This window comes from Shewanella acanthi (assembly GCF_019457475.1).
Classification (GTDB): Bacteria; Pseudomonadota; Gammaproteobacteria; order Enterobacterales; family Shewanellaceae; genus Shewanella; species Shewanella acanthi.
In genome coordinates this window covers 2,798,328-2,821,425 of sequence record NZ_CP080413.1, presented here as the reverse complement: position 1 = coordinate 2,821,425, position 23,098 = coordinate 2,798,328, and the positions used below count along the sequence as shown (strand labels likewise).

Below are 23,098 nucleotides of genomic sequence, written 5' to 3'. Positions count from 1 at the left end.
AGGAATATCAAGGAAGGGGGGCGTAAATGGAAGCGGTAAAAATGCAAAGTGTTTGGTGCACTTTGTTGGGGAAAGCACTCATCGGCACCACAGTGCCATTAATGGAGTAAAGCCATGTCTAATGTACGTTATATCAGTAATTTAACTCGTGAAACCTATGCATTGATTCTGGCTGGTGGCCGAGGCTCGCGTTTACATGAACTGACGGATTGGCGCGCTAAACCTGCGCTGTATTTTGGTGGCAAGTTCCGTATTATCGATTTTCCGCTATCTAATTGCATCAACTCGGGCATACGTCGTGTGGGCGTAGTGACCCAATATAAGTCCCACTCATTAATTCGCCATGTAATGCGTGGTTGGGGGCATTTTAAGAAGGAGCATGGCGAGTCGGTTGAAATTCTGCCCGCCTCACAACGCTATTCCGAAAACTGGTACCAAGGCACCGCCGATGCGGTATTCCAAAATATCGACATCATCCGCCACGAGTTGCCTAAGTATGTGATGGTGTTGTCTGGTGATCACGTGTATCGCATGGATTATGCGGGCTTGTTGGCGGCGCATGCCGAATCCGGCGCTGACATGACTGTATCTTGCTTAGAGGTTCCCGTTGCGGAAGCTGCTGGCGCCTTCGGGGTGATGGAGGTCAATGAGGATATGCGCATATTGGGCTTTGAAGAAAAACCTAAAGTCCCCAAACACAGCCCTGGTAACCCTGAAATGTGCTTAGCCTCCATGGGGAACTATGTGTTTAACACTGAGTTTTTGTTTGACCAGCTGAAAAAGGATGCCCAGAACGAGAGTTCGGATCGTGATTTTGGTAAGGATATTATTCCCTCAATCATCGAAAAACATAAAGTGTATGCCTATCCCTTCAAGAGTGCTTTCCCCAATGAGCAGGCTTACTGGCGTGATGTGGGAACCTTGGATTCCTTTTGGTTGGCAAATATGGAGTTATTGTCGCCGACTCCTGCGCTTAATCTTTATGATGCCAAATGGCCGATTTGGACCTTTCAGGAACAATTGCCCCCCGCTAAATTTGTCTTCGATGACGATGACAGACGCGGCATGGCGTTAGACTCAATTATCTCTGGGGGCTGCATTATTTCAGGCTCGACGGTGCGTCGCAGCGTGCTCTTTAACGAAGTGAGAGTGTGTTCCTATTCCGTGGTGGAAGACTCGGTTGTTTTGCCCGATGTTGTGGTATTGCGCCACTGCAAAATCAAAAATGCCATTATCGACCGGGGGTGTATCATCCCAGAAGGGATGGTGATTGGTTACAACCACGACCACGATAGGGCTAAGGGTTTTAGGGTATCGGAGAAGGGCATTACCTTAGTTACTCGGGATATGTTAGGTTTACCAGTAGGTTATGAGTAAATCTTAGCAATTGGCAGTGCATCATTTAATAACATCATTGGGTCATCATGTCTGGGAGTGCGCTTGTAAGTGAAAAGAGTATTAATGCTGGCGGCTGAGAATGGGGCACTCGAAGGGGCAAAGGTTGGCGGCATGGCGGATGTTATTCGTGATCTGCCCGAAGCGTTAGCAAGCGTAGGGGTTGTTGTCGATGTAGTGATGCCAAGTTATGGCTTTTTAACTTCATCGAAAGCCACCTTACTCGGTGAATTAGAGGTGCCTTTTACTGGGCGCACTTTAAGGGTAAAGCTATATCGGATGCCCCATCCTGCGGTCGATAACGCCAGTATCTACCTACTTGAGCACGGCCTATGGCAATCAACACCAGGTAAAATATACAGTCAGGGGACGAGTGAGCGCCCCTTTGCCGATGATGCCACTAAGTTTGCCCTGTTGTGCTCAAGTTTTGCTAGTGCATTAGTCTCTGGGTTAATCCCCCAGCCCGATATGCTGCATTTACACGATTGGCATACGGGCTGTTTTGCGATGCTAAGAGCTTTTGCCCCTGAATATCAATCCCTTAAATCCATCGAATGCGTATTTTCTATTCATAATCTTGCCCTGCAGGGCATTCGCCCATTGCAGATGGATGCTTCCTCACTTGCGGCATGGTTTCCCGCATTGTTTGCAAGCCTAAATACCAAGCAACTGGCGGCGATTAGCGATCCCCGCTATCCCCATTGCATCAATCCGATGCGGATGGGCATAGTGCTCAGTGATAGGGTGCATTTAGTGTCGAAAACTTACGCTAAAGAGGTGCTACTTGCCTCAAAACCCGAGCTCGGTTTTTTCGGCGGAGAAGGCTTAGAGGCGGACTTACAATCTAAGGCAGAGCAGGGCAATGTGTTTGGGATTATCAACGGCAGCCATTACCGTCCCTTAGATGCCGAGTTGGCACCAAGAATGCGAGTCGCAGATTTTAAATCATTGTTAACCCATATCGATTCGGCGCTCGCACAATGGCAGGCGACAGCCACTCAAGTATCTGGGGTAGATATGATTGCCTGTATACGGACTCAGGCATTATGGCGTCAGGCATTATCGGACAATTTACCTCCCCTATTGTTGACCTCGGTTGGACGCTTGACGGATCAAAAAGTATTGATTTTACGCCATATCCTGCCGACAGGCTTATCTGTACTCGAAACGTTGATGTTAGCGTTACAGCAAGATGAGCCCGAAGCACTGTTTATTATGCTTGGGAGTGGCGATGCTCAAATTGCCATTGAATTTCAACGCATTGCCGCCAAATTTAGCAATTTCTTATTTTTGCATGGCTATCATGAGGCGTTATCGGAAAGCTTATACAAGGTGGGGGATATGTTTATCATGCCAAGCTCCTTCGAGCCCTGTGGCATTAGTCAAATGTTGGCAATGCGTCAGGGGCAACCCTGCATTGTCCATGGTGTGGGCGGGCTTAAAGATACCGTTGTGGATGCCGAGGATGGTTTTGTGTTTTATGGTGATTCTATTGAGCAGCAGGGACTGAGTTTTATGAATAAACTGTGTGAGGCCATCGCGCTCTTTAAGACTGAGCGCTGGCAACAAGTCAGACAAAATGCACACCAGAAACGCTTTAGCTGGGGCGATATTGCCAAGGAGTATAAAACTCAGCTGTATCACTTTTTATGAGCACCATTCTGTAATTAGACCATGATTTGTAAGCTATTCTGCTACACTATTGGTGGGGACGTCATTCCGCGATTCTTATTCTCTCATCAATGGAGCTGCTCCCACTTTTTATGGACACAAGCATTTTTTTTCCGCTCATTCAGAATGCGGCATTATTACTCGCATTGGTCTTTTTGTATGACGCGATACCAAAGAAAAACCAGCGTCAGCATTTTGTGCTGTGGCGGATTGGTATTGGGTTTCTGATTGCCGCCATTGGCGTGACGATTATGAGTACGCCGTGGATGTATGAGCCAGGCATTATTTTTGATACTCGATCCGTGCTTCTTGGTGTTTCTGGCTTGTTCTTTGGTGGCGTATCTACTGCTGTCGCCATTATTGTGACTTCTCTTTATCGTCTTACCATTGGCGGCAGCGCCGCGTGGATTGGTATTGGGGTGATCATTACCTCCGGACTCATTGGCATTATTTGGCGCAAATTTCGAAAATATCAGCTCGCATCAATCTCGGCTCGCGAAATTTTCACCTTTGCTTATGTTGTCCATCTGGCAATGCTGGCATGGTTTCTCCTGCTTCCCGGCGATTCCGCTTGGCAAGTATTACAAAAAATCTCCCTTCCTGTGCTTACGGTATACCCCATAGCAACCTGGCTATTGAGCCGATTACTATCACGGCGATATGAGCTTGAACGGGATGAGCAAATTCGCTTGCAGGATGACTTTTTGTTCCGAAGCCAGTTTGATGTTGGCAACATAGGAATTGCCATCACGAGCCCCGAACAGGTCTGGATTAAGGTCAATCCTCGATTGTGCAAAATGCTGAAATACACGGAGGATGAGCTGCTGAACCTGTCTTGGAAACAACTTACCCATCCGGAAGATGTTGAAGCTGATTTGGTGAACTTTGAGCTGATGCTGGCGGGGAAAATTGATAATTATGAGATGGATAAGCGTTTTATTGCCAAGGATGAGTCCATTGTTTATACCCATATGATGGTGGCCTGTCAGCGCAGTCATAATGGGGTTCAACTTGTTATAGCTGGATTTTTAGATGTCACCGCGCAAACCCTCGCCGACAGTGAAGTATTGGCGAGTCGCGAGCAGCTTGAATTGGTACTAAGCAGCAGTGAGTTAGGATTGTGGGATTGGGATATCAAACGGGATCTCATCGAGCGTAATGCTCGTAGTGCTGACATTTTGGGTTGTGATATTAACGAGCTCAATGCAAATAGCCGCCTGTGGATGGACGCTATTTTAGCTGAGGATAGGCCTAAGGTGCTGCATTCGATAGAGGCTCATATTCGCGGCGAAACACCGCAGCACAGAATGGAATACCGACTCAATACCTTTGAGGGAAAGGTTCGCTGGATTTTGGATACTGGCAAAGTTGTCAGTCGTGATGCAAACAACAATGCGCTGCGTATGTGTGGCACCTACACCGACATTACCGATTCAAAACTGATTGAAGAGTCGTTAAAACTCTCGGCGCTGGTCTATGAAAACAGCTCTGAGGCCATGAGTGTGCTCGATGAGCGGGGGGTTATCATTACGGTTAATGCCGCCTTCTGTGAGATTACCGGCTATAAGGCCGAGGAAGTGGTGGGCGAACATATTCGCATCATGTATTGCGACCTCAACGGACATGATTTTTATACCAATATGAATGCCTCTATCCGTGAAACCGGAGAATGGCAGGGGGAGATGTGGCAGCGACGCCGCAACAAGGAAGAATATGTAATATGGCTGACTATCAACACCATTAAGGACAAAGATGGCTTACCCTTTCGCCGCGTAGCGCTGTTTTCAGACATAACGGATAAGAAACAAAGCGAGCATTTAATTTGGAAGCAAGCTAATTACGATACTTTAACAGGACTACCAAATCGGCGAATGCTGCTCGAATATCTCAGTGCAGAAATTAAACATTCCGATCGTAATCGGAATCATTTTGCCTTGTTATTCTTAGATTTAGATTACTTTAAAGAAGTCAACGATACCCTCGGGCATGCCATGGGGGACTTGTTGCTTATCGAAACCGCGGCAAGGCTTAAAGCCTGTGTGCGTGATACCGATGTGGTTGCACGCCTTGGGGGGGATGAGTTCACCGTCGTACTCAGTGCCATGGTCGATCACAAGGGCATAGAGCGTGTTGCCGAGCATATCCTTCGTAGCCTTGCCGAACCCTTTGAATTAGGCGAGGAAACTGCCTACATCAGTGCCAGTATTGGGATCACCTTATATCCAGATGATGCCACCAGCATTGAAGGGCTACTTAAACATGCCGATCAGGCCATGTATGCGGCCAAGGATCAGGGACGTAATCGCTTTAATTATTTCACCGCCTCGATGCAGGAATACGCCAGATACCGCATGCGTTTAATTCAAGATTTGCGTATGGCGCTCACAAATAATGAGTTTGTGCTGCATTTTCAGCCCATAGTGACCTTAGCTAACGGTTGTGTTTCCAAAGCTGAGGCGTTGCTGCGTTGGCATCACCCCGAACGGGGACAGGTGTCCCCCGCGGAGTTTATTCCCATCGCTGAAGATACTGGGCTGATAGTCGAGATTGGAAATTGGGTATTTGAGCAGGCAGCGCGTCAAAGTGCACAATGGCGTGAGACCTTAGGCGTTGAGATCCAAATCAGTGTGAATAAATCTCCCATCCAGTTCCGTGATGAGGGAGCATTACTTAACAACTGGTTAGAATTGCTTCAAGACTTAGATATTACCGGTTCAGGGGTGTGCGTCGAAATCACTGAAGGTCTTTTGTTGGATGCCAGTATGGGGGTGACGGAAAAACTGCTGGCCTACCGTGATGCAGGGGTACAAGTGTCACTGGATGACTTTGGTACAGGGTATTCTTCGCTGGCATACCTTAAAAAATTTGATATCGATTATTTGAAAATCGATCAATCCTTCACCCGTAATGTGGATTCCGACGAAAACGATCAAACGCTGTGTGAAGCTATTATCATGATGGCCCATAAATTAGGGATGAAGGTGATTGCCGAAGGCGTTGAAACGCAGGCGCAGCGACAGGTATTGCTCGATGCGGGCTGTGATTATGGACAAGGTTATTTATTTGCCAAACCATTAACAGCCGATGAGTTTGCTAAGAGGTATATAAAACCTTGCACTGATAATACTTCGGCAACAGTGTAATAGGGATTAACGATGAACGCGTAAACACTTGCCTATAAATACGGAGGGGAATTTGTTAGACTCCGCGGCCTAAAATACGAGGTCGCTAGTTAGGCGTTGATGTTAAGCGTAGCTAACCTTGCGTTTGTTGGTCACTATTTTCCTTTAGTGGATTTCTGAAATTTTACCTTTCAATACGGCCTTAGGCTAAAGAGTTGCTATGAAATTTGACACACTCGGATTAACCTCCCCGATACTAAATGCCATTACCGAGTGCGGTTATCAAGAGCTCACCCAAGTTCAAGAGCGGGTTATCCCACTCGCTTTACAGGACAAGGATATAATGGCCTGCGCGCAAACGGGAACGGGCAAAACGGCTTCCTTTGCACTACCCGTGCTTGAAAAATTGGCCAAAGACACCTGTGATACCCCAAAACTGCGCGCACTGGTGATGACCCCGACCCGCGAGCTAGCGATTCAAGTCTGTGCCAACATTCAGAAATACAGCCAGTTTCTGCCATTAAAAACCCTTGCGGTTTATGGCGGCGCCAATATGAATCCACAGCGTAAAGCACTGGAGCAGGGCGTGGACATTTTGGTGGCAACGCCAGGGCGTCTATTCGACATTATTGGTCAGTTCAATTTATCCCTCGCCGATGTGACTACACTCGTTGTCGATGAAGCCGACCGCATGTTGGACTTAGGCTTTGTGCGTGATATCGAAAAGGTTAAACGTTTGATCGCGCCTGTTCATCAAACGCTACTTTTCTCAGCGACTTACAGCGACGCTGTTAAAGCTCTGTCCCATAAGATGCTCAATCAACCCGAGTGGGTGAACGTGGCCGAAAACGCCACGGCATCAACGGTTGAACAGTTGGTTTACCGCGTTGATAAACGTCGTAAGGCAGAGCTGTTATCCGAGCTGGTGGGTCGTAATAACTGGCGTCAGGTGATGGTGTTTGCCAGCACCAAAGAGTGCGCTGAGCATTTTCTACAGGAACTGAGCTTAGATGGGATTAGCGCTGGGGTATTCCATGGCGATAAAACCCAAGGCGCCCGCAATCGAGTGCTTGAGGATTTTAAGACGGGCAAATTGCGAGTATTAGTGGCGACTGATGTGGCTGCAAGGGGCCTCGATATTGAGGCTTTGCCGATAGTGATTAACTTAGAACTGCCATTCCTTGCCGAAGATTATGTGCACCGTATTGGGCGCACAGGTCGTGCAGGGCTTTCAGGTCGCGCTATCTCTTTTGTGTCACCCTCGGATGATGAAATGCTCGCTGAAATCGAGGCGCTCATAGGCTTCACACTGCCGGTGTCTGTACAACCGGGTTACGAAGAGGGCTCGCCTTTACCTGCCCGTTACCGTGAGCTGCCAGCCGTGAAGACCAAAACCGCTAAATGGAATTACAAACCTTCTGTAATCGGGAAGTCTAGCGAAAGTCAGGCCCGTGCCCGTAAAACCCCCTCGCGAGAAGGCAAATATACTAAGGATAAGGCGAATCCCGATGCCAATAAAGGTAAGTCATTTAATGACAAGGCAAAGTCTTTTAAGGGAAAGCCAAAGGCTCGCTAGTCGTTAATGCTAACTGACGCATCTGTGCTGTTGAGCTTTATTGGGAATATCCCTACACTCAAAGCCCCTTAGCTGTGCAGGTGCGTCAATGATAGTCAAAGCCATTCCTACTAATATCATCACAGGTTTTTTGGGTGTTGGTAAAACCTCATTAATCAAACAATTACTCGCAGCCAAACCCGAGGGTGAAACTTGGGCAATTCTGGTCAATGAATTTGGTGAAGTGGGTATTGATGCAGGCTTAATGGATGCCAATAACAAAGGCGTGCAAATCCGAGAAGTGGCGGGCGGTTGTATGTGCTGCGCAGCGGGTGTACCGACTCAGGTAGCGATTAATCAACTTATCAGTCGTGCTAAACCCGATCGCTTACTTATCGAGCCCACAGGGCTTGGGCATCCAAACGAGATTATTAAACTCTTAAGCGCCCCCCATTACCAAAATGTCATCGACCTTAAGGGGACCTTTTGCCTCGTCGATTTGCGAAAACTCACCGATAGCCGCTACCTTGAACATGCGCTATTTCGGCTGCAGCTATTGGTGGCCGATATCATCGTCGCGACTAAGTCCGACTTATACCCAGAGTTTGAAGCCCAATGCACAGTGGTTTTAGATGATGCCTTGGCCTGCTTCCTTGAGCAAATTGGCCAAGCGGATGCGCAGGTATTACGCCATAGCAACCTTGTGTCAATTCAAGACGATAATAATGAGCTTGTTAAGTTGCTTAATCATCCTCGGATCAATAAGCGTCGTACCCATACGCCAATCACTCAACAGAGCAGTGTGTTATTGCCGGGGATAAATCGAATCGAACAGCAGGGGATATTTACTGCAATCCGTTCAGAAAAACCATTAGCGTTTGATGAACGTGGCATAGTAAGAAAACTCAATCAAAGTGACGGTTTTTTTAGCTGTGGATGGGTATTTCAGCCCAAGTTGGAATTTGATTTTGATGCGCTGATGACCTTGATTAAGCGCTTAGAAACCCAAAAATTAGTGGCTGGATTGTTGAGGTTAAAGGCGGTAATGATAACCACTGATGGTATTGCGGGTATTAACTGGATTGACGGTGAAATGAGCGTGTCTGAGCTGGAGGATTGTATGGATTCTCGCATTGAAATGATAAGCATGCACGAGCCGAATGTTGGCCCATTAGAGCAAGCTTTGCTTAGTTGCTTAGTTGCTTAGTTGCTTAGTCTTAAACGATTAAAAACTACTATCACCTTTTTAGTTAATATTCAGCTTATGATGCTATGTTAGCGCCAGCAAATTCACTCCTAAATTTGGACGCTTTATGAAGTTACAACAGGTAGATAAAAGTCGTTATCGCAAGAATATGAACTTATTTTTAGTGTGCTTGGTGGGTGGGTTGATTTTACTTTCCCTTGGGTTTGGCGCAGGTCTTATTGCGCTATTTGGTGTTGAGGCTATACCGGGTGAACCGACTGGTAATTTTCACTGGAATTTATTGGGAGTCATTCTGGCAGTACTCCTTTGTAGTCTTGTAGTTAATCAGTTAAAAACTCAACCTTTTTTTCATGAGATTTACTATGTTTGGCAATTAAAACAATTACAAAACCGCACCTATCGCAAACTCGCTAAGATTAAATCGGCTGCGGCAGAAAACCAGAGTAGTGCTTTGATAATTATGCTGTTTTACTATTCTAGCCTAAGGCTGGTTTATCAATTGGACGACAATACCCTGACACTGTCTCACCTTGAAAAGGAACTCGGGCAGTTGCAGTCGCAAATTGATGCGGCGGGATTAACCTTAAATGTCTCGCAATTTGAGGTGGGATTACTCGAAAAATATTAAGGTCAGTGAATGCTAAGCACTCACTGACCTATAGCAAATATGATAAATCGAAAGGGGTTAAGCTGCCTGCTGAGCCCTTTGTAACGTCAGTAACCACTTACCATAGATATAAATCCCCACTGCCGAGATTGTGCCTATTGCGGCAATGATGTACCACGCCATGCCAATATTGTGGCTATGATACAGGAGCTGAGTCAGCTCGTTAGCCGTTTGTCCGGTGTAACTGACTAGGGTAGTGAATGCTTCACCCAGGGGAATCGCGTCAACGTCGTTGGCGCTCATACCGCGCTCAAGCAATAATTCCCGAGAGAAAAGCTCTTTCGATGCAAAAATTTCATAGAGTTTAGGGCCAAAATAGCCTTCTAAACCCCAGCCTATCCCCTGAGGTAACATGACAAAGCCGAGGTACATGGCTTTTTTACCCTCTGGAGCAATGTTACCCATAAATTCGTTTTTCTTCGGGCTTATCATCATTTCGCCGATGGAGAACATCGCAATGGCCAACACGATAAACCAGGCTGCATGGAATGCGCCAATGAACACAAAGGCTAAGATACTGAGCAAACAGCCAATCAGCATCGAAGTGGTTATACGATATTTAGCGGTTAGGGCAGCGATGATAAAACAGCTGGTCATGATAAGGCCTGCGTTCAGGTTTAACATGCCCTCAGGCATGACCTTAGTGCCTTCGTTATTCAGCCCAAGCCAAAATTGTAAAATGCCATTACTTGTGCCTTCAGTGCCAAATAACGAGGTGACAATCACACTGGTATCGACCCACTCGGAAATATGGATAGGCAGTACGTCAAAAAGGGAGTTAAACAGGAACCAAAAGCCTGAAAATACCAGCATGTAATAGATAACAATGGGCTTTTTGAGTTCATGCCAAGCATCTCGCCACAGGGCATCTTGTTGGATGTTACCTGCGCGTATTTGGGCATTTCGGGCGAGTCGCTCTTCCTTGCCTGGCTCTTTGTAAGTTAATAAAAACAGGAAATTCAGAGAAATAATGGCCGCACAGGCAAAGAACACATTATCCCATGACAGCTGGCGCATATGCACCGCAACTAAGGGGCCAAGGAAGCCACCAATATTCACCACCTGATAGAAAATACCCCACGCCATCGAAGTATTATTGCGATTGGTGGAGAGCACTAAGGTGCCCTGAATGCCGGGTTTAAATATCCCTGTACCTGTCGCTAGCAGTAATGACCCTGCCAGAAAGCCCCAGAAAGAGGGGAAGAAGGCCATCGTCAGATAACCTGCAATCTTGATGATGGTGGAGGCGAAGATCGTTTCCTTGTAGCCCACGCGGTCAGAAATACCGCCGGTGAAAACTGGCACAAAGGTCTGCATAATCGCCCATAGCGAGATGATAACCCCGTAATCGCTTAGGCTGATACCTAAACCACCCGCCGATTCAGGTGCTTTGGCATAGAGACCGGCGCTGGCTTTTACCCCGTAGTAGGCGATGCGTTCGACTAACTCCATGCCGCCTACTAACCAGAAAATATAACTTAGGCTAGCGATGGATGCCCACATCCCTAACTGTTTGACTTCTCTCAGATCATTCTCTGAATTTGGACTATTTTGCTGCATGTCCTTTCCTTTGTTCTTGTTATTGAGTTTTTATGATTTAACTCTTTGTTATATAGCATATTAATGATTTTCTTTATGCCAAGTTCGTCATAAAGAAAAGCGATTAAAGGCTATTTTTTGCCAACACTTTACCTAATTAAGCGAGAAATACCAAAAAAGTGGTGAAAATAATGTTTTTTCAAGACCAATATTTTTTTCTCTAGCAAGTTAATGATTTGATTATTAAATAATGAATTTTACAAGTATCTGTCTCGTAAGGTTTTTTCTCAGAAAGGTGATAAATTACGGTTTGGTTTACATGCCAAAATTGGGTACAATTCGATGCCGCATTTTTGAACATCCATATTATTTTCCTCCCATGCGTGCCTAAGGTGATACAGGGTTATGACAACCAATACCGCAAGTGCGGATCAACGCCTGCTACAGGAACCTATCGTTAAATTATTTTGGCGCTATGCCATTCCAACGATTGCCTCCATGTTAGTGACGGGTGTTTACGTTACCATCGATGGGATTTTTATTGGCCATTACTTAGGTGAAACTGGGCTTGCGGGCATGATGTTGGCTTATCCCGTTGGCGCAATTTTGTATGCCGTTGGCGCGATGATCGGCATGGGCAGCGCGGCGTTAGTGTCGATAAACTTGGGCCAAGGCAATGTGGCAAAGGCGCGAAAGCTCCTCGGTAATGCTTTTAGTTTGTGTTTACTGGCGGGCAGCATTTTTGCGCTTTTAGGCACAGTATTCTCCCAGGATATTTTGACTGCCCTTGGCGCCGAAGGGGCAATCCTTCATGACGCTAACGAATACTTGTTCTGGTATTTCGCCCTGTGCCATTTCCCCATTATCTCGATGGCGTTTACGTCACTGCTTCGCAATGACGGTCGGCCGACGATGGTGACCTATGTCCTAATCTTAGGAGGGGTACTCAATACTTTCTTAGATTGGCTGTTTATCGCGGTATTTCCCTTTGGTCTGGCGGGCGCTGCGATTGCGACAATGTTGTCGCAGGCGGTCACGGGCTTATTGTGCCTGCAGCATTTTTTCGGCGATAAAACCCAGCTTAAGATCAATCTCGAGCAGATGAAGCTAAACCTTGACCATTGTTTGAATATCGCTCGGGTCGGCTTACCTAGCTTTTTAATGAATCTGTATCTTTCTATTGTTTTAACCCTACACAACACGGCTTTTTTGTGGGTGGGTGGTCCCTTGCATGTCGCTGCCTATGGGGTGGTGAGTTATACCGAAGCCTTCTTTTATCTTATTTTTGAAGGGATTGCCCTCGGTACTCAGCCTATTTACAGCTTTAATACCGGTGCAGGACGGTATGATAGGGTAAAGCAAGCGCGCAATATTGCGTTTGGTATGACGCTACTGACTGCCGCCTGCGGTTTGGCGTTAATTTATTCTCGCCCTGAATGGTTGGTGTATCTATTTGCCGGAGACAACCCAAATCTAGCGCCTGTGGCAATTGAAGGGATGCGTTATTACTTCTGGGGATTACCCTTTGAAGGATTAATATTAGTTGGAGCAAGCTATTTTCAAGCGATTAACTGCGCCAAGCAGGCTTCTATGCTAACTGGTACTAAACTGCTACTGATTGCAGCCATTATTTATTGTTTTGCTTGGGCTTTTGGCGTCAATGGGGTATGGGTATCGCTCGCAACTTGTAGCACTATGCTGGTGGTTTGGATGTTTTGGGCGTTAAAGCGTCTCGACCATTCCCATCGATAACGGGGGGCGATGTATCCCTAGGGGCTAGCGTGTTGCCAAGGGCTCTGATACATTGCGCTGGTTTAATCCCTGCTTAAAAATAAGCCAGCTTATGGGATTGATTACAGAGTCCTGCTGCTGACTCTTTACCTTATGTTTTTATTATGTTTTATGAGGCTTTTATGCGCACCGCTGCAGTTATTTCAATGCTGTTGTTTGGCGTGTTAACCAGTGTTAATACCAGTGCCAAAGAAAATGAGTTAGTGTTTGCCAGTGATTTTGAAGGTAACCGGCTCGCTCAACCTTGGTCTTGGATCATGGGATGTCAGTTTGAAGGCGCCGAGCCCCATAGTGGTGAAAGTGCGCTGTTATGTGCCGAAGGCAATAGCAGCATTGTGAGTAAATACCCGATTGCTGAGGCCGGGCTATTGGAATTTTGGGTCAAGACTCAGAACCTTCAAACCCAGTATCGCATCAATGTACTGACCTCACCGGTATTAAAACTCGATGCCCAGTGGCAACATGTTGCGCTAATTGATATTGCACCGGGCCATACTGAATACCTAGCACACCGAGTGTCGATTGACGATCCGAGCCGTCAATATCTTCGCCTTGATATTGAGGCTATTAATGGTCCTATTAGCCTCGATGACTTAACCCTAGATAAAATTCACCTCGATATTGCCCTGCAAAAAAATGAGCAAAAAATCATTGGTGGCATCCTTGATAAATTAAAAGCGGATAAAAACTACGAGGTGCAGGCTGAGTCCTTTAGAACCTTAGGTAAGAACTACGCAGCGCAGCTTGAAAGCCAAAGACAATATCTCGAATATTCTAATGCGATTTATTCGAGCATTACTTTCGTGTTAGCGACATCTGAGCGTAATAAGATGTCTAACCCATTGGGTTATAACACCTTTAGAAATGTACTTAAGGATGCCAAACGGGTTGCTTCGCCTATTCAGCAGGCACGCTTAGGTTCTATGGTTAAACCCTTCGGAGACTTAGCGACCGCAACCTTAAACGTGGTCAGTGCAGGAGCATATTCGGCCTTTGCTGAACCTTTTAAGTCATTTTTGGCGGCGACCTTCGACCGTTCAAACTACGAAAATGGCGATCTCAGCCGCAGTGACAGAAAATTTGCCGAGGAAAATGGCCTTAAGATTTACCAACAGGCCGAACGCTTTATGGCGGAAATAGAGAAAGAGTTGCAGCAGGTCACCGCGCTCGATAATGATTTGATTGCGATGCAGAAAAACTTGGATACTTTCCGTAAGGATTTGGACAAGCATCTGCGTGGTTACTTACAGCACGCCAGTATTGCTCGCACCCCTGAAAATTACAGCCAAGTGATGAGTAAAGATGAGCAAACCCGTGCGCAAATCATGGCGGAAACGAGCACGAATATTAGTACTAAGGCGGAGGCATTATTAGCTGCGAATAATAACGCTGAGCTTGTGCAGTATATGATTAAAACCACTGAAAAAATGGATGAATTCCAAGAGTTTAAGGAACGATTTAATCAGATTACCTCGGCGATGTTGACCTATTATGACCGCTTCGAGCGTTCTATTGCCGCTGAACAAAACCCCTTCACTGAGGCAAGTGATCGGGCGGTATGGGAGCAACATGCCCAAACGGCGCGCAATTATATTCGTCAGTCGAAGGAAGCCTTTACGGAAGCTTTTATGTAAGGCGGGTTAACTATCAAGGCTAATTAGTGCCGTAAAATGACAAAAGCGCATTGATTTCATATAGAAAGTAATGTGCTTTTTTATTCATTAGGGTTTGCTGTTTACGCGCGATTATCCCGATAACTTTCTTTAATCGTGAGAATTTTATCAAGGTTAGCTACAAATAAGCGTACTAGATCAGGATCAAATTGCTTTCCGGATTTCTGATTGATTTCTGTTAGAGCATCTTCGACGGACCAAGCCTCCTTATAGGGGCGTTTAGTGGTGAGTGCATCAAACACATCACAAATTGCGGTGATCCTGCCCTCAATTGGAATTGATTCCCCCTGTAACCCACTGGGGTAGCCCGTTCCGTCCCAGCATTCATGGTGAGAGAGGGCAATAGTTGCGCCCATATTCACTAAAAGGGATTGATGATTTTCGAGCAGTGCTGCGCCAATTTTTGTGTGCTCGTTCATCTTAAGCCGTTCTTCAGCATTTAATTTTCCGGGTTTAAGCAAGATAGCGTCGGGGATGCCAATTTTACCGAGATCGTGCAGAGGCGCCGCTTGTTCAATCATAAAACACAGATCACCGGGCAAGTGCAGAGCTTCGGCCAACACCCTCGCATATTTACCGACTCTCAGAACGTGACGACCAGTGTCGCAGTCCTTAAGCTCTCCCGCCTTTGCTAAGCGTTCGATTAATAAACTGTTGGCTATTGAGAGTTCTTTGGTGCGCGCTTCAACTTGGCGTTCTAGTTCATGTGCATGGTGCTGCATCGCACTATAGGCACGATACACATTGAGTGCATTGCGAATTCGAAGTAGCGTTTCAGTCTGATCGAAGGGTTTATTGATAAAGTCGGCAGCACCGCTTTCAAGCGCCCGATTACGGGTTTCGGCATCCTGCCGACCTGTCATGATGATGATCGGAAAATACTCATCGACCACTTGGGTTTCTCGGATCAACTCCATAACATCAAAGCCACTCATTTGCGGCATTTCGATATCGAGAATAAGACACTGATATCCCCCATTGGCCAGTTCGGGAACCACTTTTTCTGGGATTGTTAATGTGGTGATAAGCTCGTAGCCAGCATCTTTTAAATACGCGCTGAGAATGAGGGTGTTAGTGATGGAATCATCGCAAATCATGATTTTTGCGTCTTGGTCTTTCACAAACATAACGCACTTATTCCTTTAAAAGTTCGGCATTTTTACTGATATGTTTGAAGAAGTGTAGGTGATAATTAAAAATAATAAAGGACGCTGTCCTATATGCAAGGCAAAGATATTTACTGTTGTAGCCCCAGAGTGTTATATCGCTAACCCTTTGGAGGTAATACATTTTTGAGTGCTTTATATCAATAATCACTCATCTTGTTATTAGCTACCGAAAATGACTTACAACACACGCCGAGATTTATAGGCTATTTTTAGAATAGATTCACCAAAATAGGAAATTATTGAATGAGTTATGTCGATGGATATGTGATCCCTGTACCTAAAAAAAGTCGGGAAAAATACCTGCAATTAGCCCAAGAAGCCGCCGTAGTGTTTAAGGAGCATGGTGCATTGGCTGTGGTTGAGAATTGGGGTGACGATGTGCCTGATGGGGTACAAACTTCTTTCCCTATGGCCGTAAAGTGTGAGGCCGATGAAGTGGTGGTTTTCTCTTGGATTGTATGGCCGTCCAAGGAAGTAAGGGACGTGGGCAACGAAGCGGCGATTTCCGATCCAAGAATGCAAAATTGGGATCCTAAGGATATGCCATTCGATGGTAAACGCATGATTTTTGGTGGCTTTACTACGATTGTTTCCTTTTAGTATGGCATTGGTTTTCACGGTTAAGCCCCAGGTCAAACCTGAGGGAGTGCTGTGCCACTCCCTTAAGGCCTAAAACTTTATTTAAAATTCCTCACGGCTACATTCCTCGAGTAAATAGGCTAAATGGCGGTAGGAGATGCCGCTGTGCTGGGTGAGCCCCACTTCACACATGCGGTTGGCATAATAACCCTCACGTATTTCGGCGGGGAGCAGTTTTTTGATGTTACGAAGGGCGCTGGCATTGATCTCGGGTTTATACAGCCCCTTTTCCCCCGCATAGCCACAGCAATCGATACCCGCAGGTCTATGCACTGTTGCTGCGCAGGCATCGGCAATCGCTTGCATTTTAGGTTCGATTTTCATCTTACGGGCGCTGCAACCTAAGTGAAGGGCAACATTCGTTTTTTTGTTGATGGTCAATTTGGCAAGCAAGTCATCGTGCATAAAATCCACTAAGTCGATAATGGGTATCTGTGTTTCACCGGTTAAGGTGCGGTAGGTACAGGAGAGCGCATCGACAAGCACAGGATATTTACCCCCTTGGGAAAGTCGGCTCATGTGTTCGATAAGCTCATCACGTTTGGCATTGGCGTTTTTAAAATCCCCTTTAGATTCCCACATTTGTCCGCAGCAGAGCTCACGGGTGTTATCGGGAGTAATCACGTTATAGCCCGCGCGCTCAAGCAAAGTGACTACTACTTCTGGCAATGTACGGTTATCGGGATCTTTTGGTGTCGGTCCAAAGGTTCTGCCGCCACAGGCAGGGAAATAAACCACGGTTTCTTGCCCAGCTTTGGCGGGCGAGGGGGTAGGTAATTTTCCGCCCTTAGGGAAATCTGGATTCCAGTAAGGCACTTCCTTGGAAATTAATCGCCCCGTTTTCATCAGCGCATTAGTGATGCTATCGCCAGTAATTTTGTGAATGACCCCAAGCACATCAAATCCTGTGCTAATGACTTGATTGACCGCGCCAAAATGCTTGGCTTGGAAATCCAGTACCTTTTGTTCGGTGGTGGTGATGTAGGGCGTACGCAATTTTCGAACAAGCTGTCCCATGCTGTTATCGACGGGGCAGGCAATAGTGCAAAGCTGACAGGCTGCGCAGGTATCGACGACATCGTACTTGGCATCATGGCGCATTTTATCTGCAGCCGCGTTATCACCTGATTGCTCAAGCCGTTCAATCTCCCTAAGGGTGGCAATACGTTGGCGGGGGGAGAAGTTAAGTGCAGACGTAGGACAGGTTTTTTCACAAAAACCACACTCGATACATTTATCCACATAGTCATCAACTACAGTGCAGGACTTAATGTGTTTAACATGCACGCTGAGGTCATTGTTAAGGATAACACCGGGGTTTAATAGGCCTTCGGGGTCGAAAATATGCTTAATCCGCTGCATCAGAGTATAGGCATCCGAGCCCCACTCCATTTCTACAAACGGTGCGACCGCACGGCCCGTACCGTGCTCGGCTTTCATCGAGCCATCGTATTTATGGATAACCATGTCTGCGACATCACTCATAAAGGCTTGGAAACGGTCGATATCGGCTTGGGTGGCAAAGGTTGGGGTGATAATAAAGTGGAAATTGCCCGCTAAGGCGTGACCATAGATCACCCCTTCGTGATAGCCGTGTTTTTGAAATAGCGCGGTTAAATCGGCGGCGGCGTCTGCTAAGTGCTCAACATGAAAGGCCACATCTTCAATGATGACTGAGCTGCCCTTAGGCCGCTCACCACCAATAATGGGGAAAAGCCCTGAGCGCATGGCCCAATATTGACTGTAAACACTGGGATCGCTGCTAAAGCTTAAAGGGCGCTCGGTTTGAATGAATTTCAGTTTATCAATCACATCTTGGGTATAGGATTCGAGGGTTTTGGCATCGTTAGCACGGGACTCAATCAATAAAATCGCCGCGCCTTCGGGTAGGCTATTAATCCACTCTGGCATGCCTTTTTTGCCCATTACCGCTTTAATGGATGCCCAATCGAGCAATTCAGCGGCGGCAACACTGGGACCAATCAGCGGTGGTACGGCACTTGCGGCATCGACCATATTGTAAAACACCACCATGGCCGAGGCTTTAAAGGCGGCGTCCTCCACTGTGTTGTAGGTGACTTCTTCAACAAAGGCTAGGGTGCCTTCGGCACCGACAATCAAGTGATTTATTAAATCGAAGGGATCGTCAAAATCCACGAGTGCATTAATGCTGTAACCTGTAGTGTTTTTAATTGCGTATTTTTTGCGAATTCGCTGGGCTAATGCTTCGTTATTGCGGGTGAGCTTGGCAAGGTCGCTAAGGGACGCTAACAATTCCCTATGGGATTCATTAAAGGCCTTTTTAGAGGACTCTGAACCTGTATCTAGTTCTGTTCCGTCAGCAAATAATAACTTGGCTGAGGCGATGGTTTGGTAACTGTTTTGCGCCGTGCCGCAGCACATACCCGAGGCATTGTTAGAAACAATTCCGCCCACCATGGCTGAGGTTAAGGTGGCGGGATCAGGGCCAATTTTTTTATTGAAGGGTTTAAGCGCGGCATTAGCGTCGCTACCAATTACGGCTGCACCTAAGGTAATTTGCGAACTGTCGGGACTGATTGTTAAGGTTCTAAAACCATCGTGGCCGAGCATCAACAAAATGCCTTCGCCTATCGCTTGGCCTGAAAGGCTTGTGCCAGCTGCGCGGAACGTCACGGGCACTTGATATTTGCTGGCGACGCTTAGGGTGTGTTTCACTTGTGCTAGGTGTTCGGCGTGCACCACTATTTCGGGCACGATGCGAAAATAACTCGCATCCGTTGACCAAGCGAAGCGGCGAACAGGATCCTTGGTAACGGCAGTTTCACCTAACAGGTTAATTAAATCTTGATAAACAACATCATAATTGATGGACATTGGCAACTCCCTGCGCACAAACCCTATTCGATGGATGTTTTTTATCGATAATTTTAGTCGGGTTAGCGGATATCGCCGCAATCAATTAGCAGGAGCTTTGATAGCCGTCACACTGGATGGAGTGTTTGGTGTCGAAGGAAGCTCATTGCCGTAAACACGGCAATGAGCTAAGGCGTAAGCTTGATAATCAAAAGCTTAAAACAATTTACTACCCCAGCCTAATTTTGAGCGCAACACGTGGAAATAGTTATGGCCCTTAGGGTGGATAAGACATAACTGCTCTGCGCTGCGGCGCACGATAATTTCATCCCCTGGCAGTACGGCTAAATGCACGTGGCCATCGCAGCTGACCTCTAAATTCTCACCGTTATCGGGGGAAACCACCATTTTTATGGTGCTGCAGGCATCGACGACAATCGGGCGGCAGGAAAGGGTATGGGGGAACATGGGCACTAAAATCAAAGCTTGCAAGTTGGGGGTTAAAATCGCCCCACCCGCAGAAAGTGAATAGGCTGTAGAACCCGTAGGGGTTGATACAATCATGCCATCGGCACGTTGGCTATACATGAATTGGTCGTCGATATAGACTTCAAATTCAATCATATGGGCGATTTTCCCCGGATGGAGCACCGCTTCGTTTACCGCTGTATTACTTGCTTTAAGTTGGCCGTGGCGATAAACCTCGGCCTCTAATAGGAAGCGATGTTCGGTATCAAATTCGCCATCGAGTACTTTAGCCAGCGCCTCTTCAAAGGCATCGGGCGGTAAATCCGTTAAAAAGCCGAGGTTACCACGGTTAACACCAATCACGGCCACATCGAAACGCGCCAGCACCCTTGCTGCCCCCAGCATATTACCGTCACCACCGACGACGATAGCTAAATCGCAGCGCTGACCAATTTCGAGTAACTCAACGGCTTCAACACTGCTGCCTAACTCGGAGGCAACCCGCTCTTCGACCAACACTTCATAACCTTGCATCGTCAGCCAGTGGTGCAGACGTTTTAAGGTTTGATTGGTCCCAGAATGATGGGGCTTGCCGATTAGGCCGATAGTGTGGAACTTTGTGGTCATATTTAAGTTTGATCTGCCCTTAGGCCTTGAAACGACAAAATTGATCCCCATAATATGCCCAGAGTATTTAGAAACAAAGCATTTTTAGCTGGAGTGAAAATGAGCAACGAGTCGATTAAAGCAGAACAGGATCTGATCCAAGAGGGTGTAGAGACTGAAGTTTCTACCGAAGAAGCGAGTCTGATTGACGAGCTTACCCACGCCAATTTCCGTATTGAAGAGCTGGAACAGTTACTCGCTGACGCTTTGGCGAAAGTTGATGAGCAGAAAGATTCAGTTATCCGTGCCGCCGCCGAAGTAGACAACATCCGTCGCCGTGCTGCCATGGACGTGGAAAAGGCCAATAAGTTTGCCCTTGAAAAATTCGCCAACGAATTATTACCCGTCATTGATAACATGGAGCGTGCACTTCAGGGGACTAATCCTGAGGATGAGACCACCAAAGCCATTTATGAAGGTGTCGAATTAACCCAAAAGAGCCTGCTGACTGCAGTCGCTAAGTTTGGTGTTAAGCCAATTGACCCACAAGGTCAGGCGTTTAACCCTGATCATCACCAAGCGATTGGCATGCAGCCAAGTGCCGAGTTTCCCGCGAATACGGTAATGCTGGTGATGCAAAAGGGTTATGAGCTGAATAGCCGTCTGTTGCGTCCAGCTATGGTAATGGTGTCCCAAGGCGGCCCAAGCCAAGAAACAGCTTCAATCGATATCGAAGCTTAATTGCACGTTTAGCTGTCGCAATAAAAAAGGACTGCCATAGCAGTCCTTTTTTATTTCAATCTCGGGTGGACCTTGGGATTAATATTGCCGCCTATTTCCTCGATGAAGAGTGTGTAAGCGGCCAATTCCCATTACTGAGCGCTACTTGGCAAGATAGGCCTGAATTTGCGCTAACATACCTTCCGCATCGAGTTGTAACTCATGGATCACTTCTTCTGGCGCACCATGTTTAATGAACTCGTCTGGTAGACCGATTTGCAAGACTGGTTTTGGCATCTTAAGGTGTTGCAGTAACTCAATAACCCCAGAACCTGCACCGCCCATAATCGCGTTTTCTTCAACCGTGACCAAGGTATCGTGGCTTGCGGCCATTTCTTTAATCAGCTCAACGTCTAATGGCTTAACAAAGCGCATATCGACAACTGTTGCATCTAAGCTTTCAGCGGCTTGACTGGCGGCTGCAAGCGTGGTGCCGAAGTTTAGGATAGCTACATTTTTACCGCGACGTTTAACCACGCCCTTACCGATAGGCATCGCCGTCATTTCTTCAACTTGGGCAGCCCCCGTTGCACTGCCCCTTGGGTAACGTACCGCTGTTGGGCCTTCGTTGTAGCAATAGCCTGTATAGAGCATTTGGCGACATTCGTTTTCATCCGATGGCGCCATGATCACCATATTCGGGATGCAGCGCATAAAGCTTAAATCGAATGCACCTTGGTGGGTTGGGCCGTCAGCACCGACAATGCCGCCACGGTCAATCGCAAACAGCACGGGTAATCGCTGCAGAGCCACATCGTGAATTAACTGATCGTAACCCCGTTGCAGGAAGGTCGAGTAAATCGCTACCACTGGTTTAAAGCCTTCACAGGCAAAACCTGCACCGAGCGTCACTGCGTGTTGCTCGGCAATCGCTGCATCGAAATACTGTTTCGGGAAACGCTGTGAAAACTCCACCATGCCTGAACCTTCACGCATTGCTGGCGTAATACCGAGCACTTTTTCATCCTTCGCCGCAATATCACAAAGCCATTTGCCAAAGACCTGCGAGAAAGTCGGCAGGCCAGGTTTAGTGGCAGGCTTTTTAAATTGTGATGGGTCGAATTTTGGCACTGCGTGCCAACCGATAGGGTCTTTCTCAGCAGGCTCATAACCACGCCCTTTTTTGGTCATGATATGCAAAACCTGCGGGCCCTTGAGGTTACGCATATTGCGCAGGGTTTCAACCAGTGCGTCTACATCATGGCCATCGATAGGGCCGATGTAGTTAAAACCTAATTCTTCAAACAAGGTGCCGGGTACGACCATGCCCTTGAGGTGCTCTTCGGTACGCTTAGCCATTTCCTTGATAACAGGCATGCCCTTAAGGACTTTTTTACTGCTTTCACGGATGGTGGTGTAAAGACGACCTGACATCAACTGCGCGAGGTGATTATTGAGTGCGCCGACGTTTTCTGAAATCGACATCTCGTTGTCGTTAAGTACCATCAGCATATCGTTATGCAGATCGCCAGCATGGTTCATGGCTTCGAACACCATGCCGCCTGTCATTGCGCCATCGCCAATCACAGCAACCACTTTACGGCCAGCTTGCTCTTTTTCGGCGGCAACGGCCATACCCAGTGCCGCACTGATAGACGTACCTGAGTGACCCACGCTGAAGGTGTCGTATTCACTTTCTTCTCGCCATGGGAATGGGTGCAAACCGTTCTTTTGGCGAATGGTGTGCATTCTGTCCCGACGACCTGTCAGGATTTTATGGGGATACGCCTGGTGGCCAACGTCCCAAATCAAACGATCGAAGGGAGTGTTGTACACATAATGCAAGGCCACGGTCAGTTCAACCGTACCTAGGCCTGAGGCAAAGTGTCCGCTGGACATGCCAACAGACTTAAGGAGAAACTCCCGCAGTTCATCGGCCAATTGGGGTAACAGGGCCTGAGGAAGTTGGCGGAGTTCATTTGGAGTATTGGCCTGCGCCAACACGGGAAACTGGGAAATGTCCAAACTCATAGCGAGATAC

The 23,098-nt window shown here is 47.0% G+C and carries 15 protein-coding genes; 10 read left to right on the top strand and 5 right to left on the bottom strand.

Annotated features, from left to right (window positions below; genetic code table 11):
• The first annotated feature begins 114 nt into the window (after positions 1-114).
• The 6 genes from glgC (at position 115) to K0H61_RS12230 (ending at position 9,578) form a co-directional block, all read left to right on the top strand.
• Positions 115-1,377, top strand: coding sequence for a glucose-1-phosphate adenylyltransferase (gene glgC / locus K0H61_RS12255; RefSeq protein WP_220049605.1), 1,263 nt, complete (start codon positions 115-117; stop codon positions 1,375-1,377).
• Between the two features lie 84 nt (positions 1,378-1,461).
• On the top strand, positions 1,462-3,048 hold the full coding sequence (locus tag K0H61_RS12250; protein ID WP_220052695.1) for a glycogen synthase: 1,587 nt from the start codon (positions 1,462-1,464) through the stop codon (positions 3,046-3,048).
• Positions 3,049-3,158: 110 nt separating this feature from the next.
• Entirely contained in the window at positions 3,159-6,209 is a 3,051-nt protein-coding gene (locus tag K0H61_RS12245) for an EAL domain-containing protein (RefSeq protein WP_220049604.1), read from the top strand.
• A gap of 199 nt (positions 6,210-6,408) precedes the next feature.
• Positions 6,409-7,764 (top strand): DEAD/DEAH box helicase, encoded by a 1,356-nt coding sequence (locus K0H61_RS12240; RefSeq protein ID WP_220049602.1) that lies wholly within the window; start codon positions 6,409-6,411, stop codon positions 7,762-7,764.
• An 88-nt stretch (positions 7,765-7,852) separates the two neighbouring features.
• Complete coding sequence (locus tag K0H61_RS12235; protein ID WP_220049601.1) at positions 7,853-8,950, top strand: CobW family GTP-binding protein; 1,098 nt, start codon at positions 7,853-7,855, stop codon at positions 8,948-8,950.
• 106 nt (positions 8,951-9,056) lie between these two features.
• Complete coding sequence (locus K0H61_RS12230) at positions 9,057-9,578, top strand: DUF3087 domain-containing protein (RefSeq protein ID WP_220049599.1); 522 nt, start codon at positions 9,057-9,059, stop codon at positions 9,576-9,578.
• A 57-nt stretch (positions 9,579-9,635) separates the two neighbouring features.
• Here the strand turns inward: K0H61_RS12230 and K0H61_RS12225 are convergent, their stop codons facing one another.
• Complete coding sequence (locus K0H61_RS12225) at positions 9,636-11,177, bottom strand: MFS transporter (protein WP_220049597.1); 1,542 nt, start codon at positions 11,175-11,177, stop codon at positions 9,636-9,638.
• Positions 11,178-11,561: 384 nt separating this feature from the next.
• Between K0H61_RS12225 and K0H61_RS12220 the strand changes: the two genes are divergently transcribed.
• Both K0H61_RS12220 and bdpA read left to right on the top strand, forming a co-directional pair.
• Entirely contained in the window at positions 11,562-12,908 is a 1,347-nt protein-coding gene (locus tag K0H61_RS12220; RefSeq protein ID WP_220049596.1) for an MATE family efflux transporter, read from the top strand.
• 161 nt (positions 12,909-13,069) lie between these two features.
• The gene (bdpA, locus tag K0H61_RS12215; protein WP_220049594.1) at positions 13,070-14,581 is read left to right on the top strand and encodes a BAR domain-like protein A BdpA; all 1,512 of its coding nucleotides are present in this window, start codon (positions 13,070-13,072) and stop codon (positions 14,579-14,581) included.
• Positions 14,582-14,682: 101 nt separating this feature from the next.
• On the opposite strand, the gene K0H61_RS12210 is transcribed toward bdpA, so the two are convergent.
• Positions 14,683-15,747, bottom strand: a complete 1,065-nt coding sequence (locus K0H61_RS12210) for an HD domain-containing phosphohydrolase (RefSeq protein WP_220049592.1) — start codon at positions 15,745-15,747, stop codon at positions 14,683-14,685.
• Between the two features lie 285 nt (positions 15,748-16,032).
• On the opposite strand from K0H61_RS12210, the gene K0H61_RS12205 reads away from it, so the two are divergent.
• The gene (locus K0H61_RS12205) at positions 16,033-16,389 is read left to right on the top strand and encodes a DUF1428 domain-containing protein (RefSeq protein WP_220049590.1); all 357 of its coding nucleotides are present in this window, start codon (positions 16,033-16,035) and stop codon (positions 16,387-16,389) included.
• Between the two features lie 81 nt (positions 16,390-16,470).
• Here K0H61_RS12205 and K0H61_RS12200 read toward each other — a convergent pair whose 3' ends face one another.
• Positions 16,471-19,284 carry an FAD-binding and (Fe-S)-binding domain-containing protein gene (locus tag K0H61_RS12200; protein ID WP_220049589.1) on the bottom strand — a complete coding sequence of 938 codons (2,814 nt, stop codon included), beginning with the start codon at positions 19,282-19,284 and terminating at the stop codon, positions 16,471-16,473.
• Between the two features lie 195 nt (positions 19,285-19,479).
• Entirely contained in the window at positions 19,480-20,358 is an 879-nt protein-coding gene (gene nadK / locus K0H61_RS12195) for an NAD(+) kinase (protein WP_220049587.1), read from the bottom strand.
• A gap of 99 nt (positions 20,359-20,457) precedes the next feature.
• On the opposite strand from nadK, the gene grpE reads away from it, so the two are divergent.
• A complete protein-coding gene (gene grpE / locus K0H61_RS12190) occupies positions 20,458-21,078 on the top strand; it encodes a nucleotide exchange factor GrpE (protein WP_220049586.1) in 621 nt (206 codons plus the stop codon).
• A gap of 141 nt (positions 21,079-21,219) precedes the next feature.
• Here the strand turns inward: grpE and dxs are convergent, their stop codons facing one another.
• Positions 21,220-23,088 carry a 1-deoxy-D-xylulose-5-phosphate synthase gene (gene dxs / locus K0H61_RS12185; protein ID WP_220049584.1) on the bottom strand — a complete coding sequence of 623 codons (1,869 nt, stop codon included), beginning with the start codon at positions 23,086-23,088 and terminating at the stop codon, positions 21,220-21,222.
• Positions 23,089-23,098: the final 10 nt, after the last annotated feature.

Coding starts and splice junctions, on each gene's coding strand:
- glgC (WP_220049605.1), top strand. CDS start 115: ATGTCTAATGTACGTTATATCAGTAATTTAACTCGTGAAACCTATGCA.
- K0H61_RS12250 (WP_220052695.1), top strand. CDS start 1,462: ATGCTGGCGGCTGAGAATGGGGCACTCGAAGGGGCAAAGGTTGGCGGC.
- K0H61_RS12245 (WP_220049604.1), top strand. CDS start 3,159: ATGGACACAAGCATTTTTTTTCCGCTCATTCAGAATGCGGCATTATTA.
- K0H61_RS12240 (WP_220049602.1), top strand. CDS start 6,409: ATGAAATTTGACACACTCGGATTAACCTCCCCGATACTAAATGCCATT.
- K0H61_RS12235 (WP_220049601.1), top strand. CDS start 7,853: ATGATAGTCAAAGCCATTCCTACTAATATCATCACAGGTTTTTTGGGT.
- K0H61_RS12230 (WP_220049599.1), top strand. CDS start 9,057: ATGAAGTTACAACAGGTAGATAAAAGTCGTTATCGCAAGAATATGAAC.
- K0H61_RS12225 (WP_220049597.1), bottom strand. CDS start 11,177: ATGCAGCAAAATAGTCCAAATTCAGAGAATGATCTGAGAGAAGTCAAA.
- K0H61_RS12220 (WP_220049596.1), top strand. CDS start 11,562: ATGACAACCAATACCGCAAGTGCGGATCAACGCCTGCTACAGGAACCT.
- bdpA (WP_220049594.1), top strand. CDS start 13,070: ATGCGCACCGCTGCAGTTATTTCAATGCTGTTGTTTGGCGTGTTAACC.
- K0H61_RS12210 (WP_220049592.1), bottom strand. CDS start 15,747: ATGTTTGTGAAAGACCAAGACGCAAAAATCATGATTTGCGATGATTCC.
- K0H61_RS12205 (WP_220049590.1), top strand. CDS start 16,033: ATGAGTTATGTCGATGGATATGTGATCCCTGTACCTAAAAAAAGTCGG.
- K0H61_RS12200 (WP_220049589.1), bottom strand. CDS start 19,284: ATGTCCATCAATTATGATGTTGTTTATCAAGATTTAATTAACCTGTTA.
- nadK (WP_220049587.1), bottom strand. CDS start 20,358: ATGACCACAAAGTTCCACACTATCGGCCTAATCGGCAAGCCCCATCAT.
- grpE (WP_220049586.1), top strand. CDS start 20,458: ATGAGCAACGAGTCGATTAAAGCAGAACAGGATCTGATCCAAGAGGGT.
- dxs (WP_220049584.1), bottom strand. CDS start 23,088: ATGAGTTTGGACATTTCCCAGTTTCCCGTGTTGGCGCAGGCCAATACT.